This window comes from Mycobacterium sp. 1165196.3 (assembly GCF_001673415.1).
GTDB lineage: Bacteria > Actinomycetota > Actinomycetes > Mycobacteriales > Mycobacteriaceae > Mycobacterium > Mycobacterium europaeum_A.
On record NZ_LZLU01000107.1, the window covers coordinates 45,576 to 53,304 of the forward strand.

Annotated in this window: 7 protein-coding genes; 1 reads left to right on the forward strand and 6 read right to left on the reverse strand. The window is 70.5% G+C overall.

Going from position 1 to position 7,729, the window contains the following annotated elements:
• Nucleotides 1-132: 132 nt before the first annotated feature.
• Both A5659_RS11740 and A5659_RS11745 read right to left on the reverse strand, forming a co-directional pair.
• Nucleotides 133-1,173 carry a hemolysin family protein gene (locus tag A5659_RS11740; protein WP_067181187.1) on the reverse strand — a complete coding sequence of 347 codons (1,041 nt, stop codon included), beginning with the start codon at nucleotides 1,171-1,173 and terminating at the stop codon, nucleotides 133-135.
• Nucleotides 1,170-2,540, reverse strand: a complete 1,371-nt coding sequence (locus A5659_RS11745) for a hemolysin family protein (protein ID WP_066878217.1) — start codon at nucleotides 2,538-2,540, stop codon at nucleotides 1,170-1,172. The genes A5659_RS11740 and A5659_RS11745 overlap by 4 nt, the downstream gene beginning before the upstream one ends.
• A 306-nt stretch (nucleotides 2,541-2,846) precedes the next feature.
• Between A5659_RS11745 and A5659_RS11750 the strand changes: the two genes are divergently transcribed.
• Nucleotides 2,847-3,464: a GNAT family N-acetyltransferase gene (locus A5659_RS11750; protein WP_067181190.1), complete on the forward strand. Its 618-nt coding sequence runs from the start codon at nucleotides 2,847-2,849 to the stop codon at nucleotides 3,462-3,464.
• Here A5659_RS11750 and mbtN read toward each other — a convergent pair.
• The 4 genes from mbtN to A5659_RS11770 form a co-directional block, all read right to left on the reverse strand.
• Entirely contained in the window at nucleotides 3,431-4,600 is a 1,170-nt protein-coding gene (mbtN, locus tag A5659_RS11755; protein ID WP_067181193.1) for a mycobactin biosynthesis acyl-ACP dehydrogenase MbtN, read from the reverse strand. The genes A5659_RS11750 and mbtN overlap by 34 nt on opposite strands.
• A 15-nt stretch (nucleotides 4,601-4,615) precedes the next feature.
• The gene (mbtM, locus tag A5659_RS11760) at nucleotides 4,616-6,172 is read right to left on the reverse strand and encodes a long-chain-fatty acid--ACP ligase MbtM (protein ID WP_067181196.1); all 1,557 of its coding nucleotides are present in this window, start codon (nucleotides 6,170-6,172) and stop codon (nucleotides 4,616-4,618) included.
• Entirely contained in the window at nucleotides 6,165-6,440 is a 276-nt protein-coding gene (locus tag A5659_RS11765) for an acyl carrier protein (protein ID WP_066878209.1), read from the reverse strand. Before A5659_RS11765 ends, mbtM begins: the two co-directional genes overlap by 8 nt.
• Nucleotides 6,441-6,495: 55 nt before the next feature.
• On the reverse strand, nucleotides 6,496-7,729 hold a 1,234-nt coding region (locus A5659_RS11770; RefSeq protein ID WP_067181200.1), incomplete at its 5' end, for a GuaB1 family IMP dehydrogenase-related protein.

The window sequence follows — 7,729 nt, forward strand, 5'->3', positions numbered from 1 at the left end:
GCGGGCGCCGGGATCCGTGTCCAGCAACGCATGTTCCGCGCGCCCGCGGTCGCCCGCCCTCCAGCACTTTCTTAACTGGTAGCCGTGAAGATCATACGGGCTGCGCGCGGTCGTTCCGGCCGGCCAGTGCCGCTAGGCCTCGCGCATGGTCCCGACGAGGTCTTCAACCAGGTCTTCCATCGCCACCATGGCGACCACGGCGCCGGTCTCGCCGGTCACCAACGCCAGATGGCTGTTGCTGCGGCGCATCCGGGACAGCGCGTCGGCCAGCGGCAGTGACCGGGACAGCCGCGGCAGCGGCCGCACCATCGCCAGATCGATCACCGTCCGCGGATCGTCGTCGAGCGTCAGCACATCCTTGATGTGCAGATATCCGACGAACACGCCGCTGACGCTGGCCACCGGGAACCGGGAGTAGCCGGTCTGGGCCAGGGCCTGCTCGACCGCCCCGACCGTCGGCCCCGAGCCCGCCGCGGCCACCGGAAGCGCGTGCACCGAGGCGAGGGGGACGGCCACGTCACCGACCACGCGGTGGCGAATTTGCAGCGCCCGGGTCAGCCGGGTGCGTTCCTCGCGGTCCAGCAAGCCCTCGGACTCGGACTCCGCGATCATCTCGCTGAGCTCGACGGGTGAGACTGTGATCTCCAGCTCGTCCTTGGGTTCGACGCCGAACGCGCGCACCACCACGTTGGCGCATTTGTTGTAGAACACGATGAAGGGCCGGGCAGCCCGCACGTAGGCCAGGTACGGCGGCACGAGCAGCATCGCGGTGCGCTCCGGGCCGGCCAGTGCGATGTTCTTCGGCACCATTTCGCCCAGCAATACGTGCAGGGTCACCACGATCGCCAGCGCGATCGCGAACGACAGCGTGTGCAGCAGCGCCGGGTGAATTCCGGTCAGCCCCAGCGTCGTTCGCAGCAGATTGGACACCGCCGACTCCCCGATCCGCCCGAGCAGCAGCGACGCGGCCGTGACGCCCAACTGGGCACCGGCCAGCATCGACGGCAGTTGCTCCCCGGCACGGATCACCGTGACCGCGGCCGCTTTGCCCTGCTCGGCCAGCGCCTCGAGGCGGTCGCGGCGCGCCGAGATCAGCGAGAACTCCGCGCCGACGAAGAACGCGTTCACCCCGATCAGCAGGCAGGCCAGCAGCAGGCCCATGGTGTCGCTCATCGGCGCCCCCCGGTGGCGGGGACCTCGCCGTGATTGCTCAGTTCGATCAGCTCCAGCAGGTCGATCCGGCGGCCGTCCATCCGGATGACCGTCGCCTGCCAGCGGGTCACCGCGTCCAGCAGGCCGTCGGCGTCCAGCGCGGGCAGCTTGACCGTGTCACCGGCCACCGGGATGTGACCGATCTCGCGCAGCACCAGGCCGCCGATGGTCTCGTAGGGGCCCTCCGGCGCGCGGAAACCGATGGCGGTGGCCACCTCGTCGATGCGCAGCAGGCCCGAGACCCGCCAGCCGCTGCCGGCGGGCACCACGTCCGGGGTGGCGTCGTCGTGCTCGTCGCGGACGTCGCCGACGATCTCTTCGATCAGGTCCTCGACGGTCACCATGCCGGCGGTGCCGCCGTACTCGTCGACGACCAGCGCGGTCTGCAGGCTGTTGGCCCGGATCTCGGCCATCACCGCGTCGCCGTCCAGGGTGGACGGCACCTTCGGAACGGGTTGGGCCACCGTGACCAGCCGGGTGCGGGCCCGTTCGGTGCGCGGGATGGCGAACACCTGCTTCACGTGCACGATGCCGACCGTCTCGTCGAGGTCGCCGTCGACGATGGGGAAGCGGGAGAAGCCGGACTCGGCGGCCGCGGTCACCAGGTCGGCGACCGTGTCGTCGGTCTGCAGCGCCACGATCTTGGAGCGGGGCGTCATCAGTTCCTCGGCGCTGAGCGTGCCGAACTGCAGCGAGCGGCGCACCAAGGCGGCCGTGGCGGCGTCCAGCGCGCCGCTGCGCGCCGACGAACGCACCAGCGACAGCAGCTCCTGCGGGGAGCGAGCCGACCGCAACTCCTCGGCGGGTTCGACGCCCAGCCGGCGCACGATCCAGTTGGCGGCGCCGTTGGTCAGGCGGATCGCCGGGGTCAGCAGCAGCGAGAACACCAACTGGGCGCTGACGACCGCGCGGGCCGTGGACAGCGGCCGGGCCACCGCGAGGTACTTGGGGACGAGCTCGCCGAACACCATCGACACCGAGGTCACGATCACCAGCACCACAAAGGCCATGATCGCGTCGCCGACCTTGTCGGGTATGCCGATGGCATCCAGCCACGGGTGCGGCAGGTCGTCCACCATCGGATCGGTCAGGTAACCGGCCGCCAGGGTGGTGACCGAGATGCCCAACTGGGCGCCGGACAGTTGGAACGACAGCCGGTGGTGGGCGCGGCGGATCCAACGGTCCCGCCGACCACCGCCGCGGGCGTTGGCCTCCACCGCGCTGCGGTCGAGGGTGGTCAGCGAGAACTCCGCGGCGACGAAGACGGCGTTGCCGAAAATGAGCACCGCGATCGCCACAACGCTGATCACGGTGACGGTGACGTTCATGACCTACGCCGCCCCGACGGGAGAACGCCGATCAGGAGAAAAGGCGGCGGGGGAGGCTCCGCATCGCGCGGTTCGTCGGACGGCCCGTGCGCCCGCAAGCCGATGGCCTGCACGGGTGCCTGCGGCACGTCGATCCTTTCGCTGCCAGATGGCGGGGCGGTCGCGGTTGCTTCCGTCTTTGCTGTCTTATGCTAGCCCGGCCCGCCACCGCACGGCGCCGCCCGGCGCGGGCATGCCGACCGCCTCGGCTCATCGGCCCGGCCCAACTATGGTATGGCTAACCTTACCCGGTAGGCTCTGCGCACTATGCCCGACGCTCAGACGCCGTCCATTCACGTCCTGCCGCGCGAACGCTTCGACATCCCCGACGAGGTGGTTCGCATCCCCCGCCCACCGGTTCCCACGCTGGATCCACCCTTCGCCATGCGCGTGGCGCAGCTCGAGGACGTGGACATGGTGACCGAGTGGATGAATCGCCCGCATCTGGCGCAGGCCTGGGAATACGACTGGCCGGCACCCCGGTGGCGCCAGCACCTGAGCGCCCAGCTGGACGGGACATATTCCCTGCCGTTGCTCGGCAGCATCCGGGGCAGGGATTGCGCCTACCTCGAACTGTATTGGGGCGCAAAGGATCTGATCTCCCGTCACTACGACGCCGAGCCGTACGACCTGGGGCTGCACGCCGCGATCGCGGACCTGAAACTGGTGAACCGCGGCCTGGGCCCGATGCTGTTGCCCCGGATCGTGGCAAGCGTCTTCGCGCTCGAGCCCCGCTGCCGGCGGGTCATGTTCGACCCCGATCACCGCAACACCACCGCGCGCCGGCTGTGCGAGTACGCGGGATGCAAGTTCCTCGGCGAGCACGACACGACCAACCGGCGCATGGCGCTCTACGCGCTGGAAGCCCCGATCACCGACTCGTAGCCGCGGTAGTCGGGCGCCATCGCGGCGGCCACCAACTCCCACAGCACCTCGTCGGTGCCGCCACCGACCCGGGCCAGCTTCATGTCGCGCCACCACGCCCCCAGCGGCGTCTCGTCGACGAGATATCCCGAGCCGCCGAAGATGTGCATGCACTCCGACATCACTTCCTCACCGAGGCGGGCCGCGGTCACCTTGACGCCCGCGGCGGCACGCAGCTCCAAACGGCCCTGCGCCGCAATGCCGTTCAGGCCGTGTCGCAGCAGATCGACGCGCGCCTGCAGATCCGCCATCCGCAGCCGCAACGCCTGATGCTCGAACAGCGTGTGGCCGAACTGGCGCCGAGTCATCATGCGGGCCAAGGTGATTCCGATCGCCCGTTGACACGATGCGGCGATCTGCCCGGCGATCGACATTCGTTCGTGCGCCAGCCCCCAGCTGATGGCGGCCAGCCCGGTGCCGGCCCGCGCGACCAGGGCATCGGCGGGCACCCAGGTGTCGATGTGCACGGCGGCGGTGTCCAGCGGCCCGGCGCCGAGCTTGTTGTAGGGCCGCTGCACGCTGACCTGCGCGGTGGGCACCGCGATCAGCGCGACGTTGCCGTGTTTGCTGGCCGAGTCGTGGGCGACGCTGCGGGCCACCACCATGATGTGGTCGGCGATGGGGGACAGCGACACGAACTTCTTGATGCCGCGAACGTCGAAACCGCCGTCCCGAGAGGATATTTCGGTGCGAACGATCTGCAGGTCCGACCCGCCCGACTCCTCGGAGGCCCCGATGCACAGCACGGCCTGGCCGCGGATCGCCCGCTCACAGATGTCCTTGAGGTAGTCCGACTTGCCGAATCGGCGCAGCACACAGATGGCCGAGTCGTGCAGGCTGACGCCGACCCCGATGCCGGCCGACGACAGCCCGCCCAGCGCCAGCGCCAGTTCCACCAGCCGGGCCACGTCGGGCAGCGGTCCGGTGCCCCACTTGTGGCTGAACACGCCGCAGGCGCCCAGGTGCTCGATCAGCTCACGCGGAAAGCGTTGCCGCGCGTCGGCTTCGGCTGTCCAGGCCAGCACCCGGTCGTCGAACGCGCCGGCGAGCAGGCGCCGGTAGTCGTCGAGGGTGGTGGCGGATTCTTCGGTCGGCATGGATGTTGTCGTCACTTAGTCCACCGCCTCCAGAGCGCGCCGGGCTTCCAGCCGGCGCAGTTTGCCCGACGACGTGCGGGGCAGCGACCCCGGTGCCATGAAGATCACGTCGGAGGGAACGACGCCGCACATGGATGCGACGCGCTGAATGATTTCGGCGCGGGCGCCCGCCTGATCCGCCCCGCGGAATTCGGCCGCGACGATCAGGCCAGGGCGCGCGGACCGTTCGCCGGTAGCCAGCGCCACCACGGCGCCCTCGCGGACCCCGCGGACGCCGGCGGCGACCGTCTCGATCTCGGTCGGGAAGATGTTGCGACCCGCGAGGGTGATGAGCTCCTTGGCGCGGCCGCACACCACCAGCCCGGCTTCGTCGAAGAAGCCGAGATCACCGGTGGGAAGCCAGTTTTCGCGGTCCAGTGGCGGGTGGTCGCGGTACCCGTCCATCAGCGAGGCGCCCCGGATCTCGATCTCACCGATGTCGCCGTCGGCGTCGTCGTGCGGCGCGATGCGGATCTCGGTGCCCGGAATCGGCTGGCCCAGCACCGCGTGGCGACGCGTTCCGGTCTCGCCGGCGACGCTGGCGACGCGCAGCCCGGTGCCCGGCGCAGGCACGGTCACGGCGCAGGTCGATTCGGCCAGCCCGTAGGACGGGGTCGCGGCACCGGCGTCGAATCCGAACGGGGCCATCGCGTCGGCGAACCGTTGGAATCCCTCGCAGTCGACCGGTTCGCCACCGTTGATGGCCACCCGCACCGCGCCCAGGTCGACGTCGGACACCCGGCGGGCATACCTGCCCAGCAGGTTGTAGGCGAAGTTGGGCGCGGCGGTGATCGTCGTCCGGCTCTCCGAGAGCCAACTCAGCCAGCGAAACGGCGAGGCGGTGAAAGCCGCCGTCGGCGCCAGCCATAGCGACATCCCGCCCAGCACCGAGGCGAGCAGGAAGGACAGGCCCATGTCGTGATACAGCGGAAGCCACGAGCAGCCGACGTCGGCCGGCGTCACGCAGAGGCGCTGATTGAGGCCGCGCAGGTTGGCCAGCACCGCGCCCGCCGACAGCATGGCCGTCTTGGGCGAGCCGGTGGAACCCGCCGTGCCCTGCAAGATTGCCGGATTCCCGTCGGCGCCAACCGCGGCGCATGAGCGACCCGTATCTGCCGCTGCGGCAAGGCTTTCGATGACGATGTCGCCGGGCGGATCCAGCGCCTGCAAGCCGTCCAGCTGCGAGCCGTGGCTCAAGACGGTGCGCACGCCGATGCCGCTGAACCGGGCCAGCGTCGAGGCCGCCCATTGCCGGCCTTCGGCGCCGCGCACCGGACCGGGCAGGATCGACACGGCGGCGCCCGCGAGCCAGGCGCCCTGGATGGCGGCGACGAATTCGAGGGTCGGCTCGCCGACCAGCCCCACCACGGCCGGGCGCCCCCGATCGAGCAGCCATGCGGCGATGCTCTCGGCCAGCCCGTGCACTTCCGGCCAGGGATGGTGGCCCCACGTCGACGTCTCGCGGTCGAAGACAACCAGTTCGCTGGTGCCCGTGCGCATCGCGTCCGTCAGCGCCGCGGCCAGTTCACTCATCGCGGGGTTTGGCGGCGATCGCGGCCTGCAGGTCCGCGACCGTGTCGCAGCTCAGCAGTTCCTCTTCAGACAGCGAGACGCCCAGCCGCTCCTCGATCGCCACCATGCCCACGGCGAAGGCCACCGAATCCAGTCCGACGTCGTCGACCAGCCGGGCATCGGGCGTCACGCGGGCCGCGTCGACGTTCAGCTCGTCGCGCAGGATGCTGAGCAGCTCGGGGCTGACGTGGGCGGGGGAGGCCGAGGAGGTGGGGGAAGAGGAGGTCATGGCGCAGTAGGTTAGCAGCCATAGTTAGGCAAGGCTAGCCTTACTATCGCCCGTGTCACCACCCCTGCGGCAGCGGATGCCCCTCGGCGAAGCCCGCGGTCGACTGCACCCCGATCACCACCCGTTCGTACAGCTGCGCCAAATTCGCGGCGCCGACATAGGTGCAGGTGCTGCGCACGCCGGAGGTGATGTGATCGAGCAGGTCCTCGACCCCGCCGCGGGCCGGATCCAGGCCCATCCGGGACGTCGAAATCCCCTCCTCGAACAGCGCCTTGCGGGCCCGGTCGAACGCCGTGTCCGCCCCGCTGCGCGCAACCACCGCACGCTTGGAGGCCATGCCGTAGCTCTCCTTGTACGGCTGGTCGTCGCGGTCGCGCATCAGGTCGCCGGGCGACTCGTAGGTGCCGGCGAACCACGACCCGATCATCACGTTGGACGCCCCGGCGGCCAGCGCCAGCGCCACGTCCCGCGGGTGCCGGACGCCGCCGTCGGCCCACACGTGCCCACCCAGTTCCCGTGCCGCCGAAGCGCATTCGACAACAGCGGAGAACTGGGGGCGGCCGACACCGGTCATCATCCGGGTGGTGCACATCGCCCCCGGCCCGACGCCGACCTTCACGATGGTCGCCCCGGCGTCCAGCAGGTCACGGGTGCCGTCGGCCGAGACGACGTTGCCGGCCACCAGCGGCACCCCCAGCTGCAGCGCCGCGACCGTCCGGATCGCCTCGATGGTCTTGACCTGGTGCCCGTGCGCCGTGTCGATCACCAGCACGTCGATCCCGGCCTCGACCAGCGACCGCGCCTTGGCTCCGACGTCGCCGTTGATGCCGACGGCCGCGCCCACCCGCAGCCGCCCGCGCGCGTCGACCGCCGGGGTGTACAGCCCCGCGCGAATGGCGCCGGTGCGGGTCAGCACGCCGGCCAGCGTGCCGTCGGCGTTCGTCACCACCCCGACACCGAGGGGTGACTGCTCGAGCAGGTCGAAGACCTTGCGCGGCTCGGTCCCCACCGGGGCGCTGACGAAATCGGTCAAGGCGACGTCGCGCACCCGGGTGAAGCGGTCCACGCCCAGGCACGATGACTCGCTGACCAGGCCTAGTGGACGGCCCTCGAAGGTCACCACCGCGACCCCGTGCGCGCGCTTGTGGATCAGCGCCGTGGCGTCGGACACCGAATCGTCGGGCCCGAGCACCACCGGGGTGTCGAGCACCAGGTCGCGGCTCTTGACGAACTCCACCGTCTGCTGCACCGCGGTGATGGGGAGGTCCTGCGGCAAGATGACGAGGCCC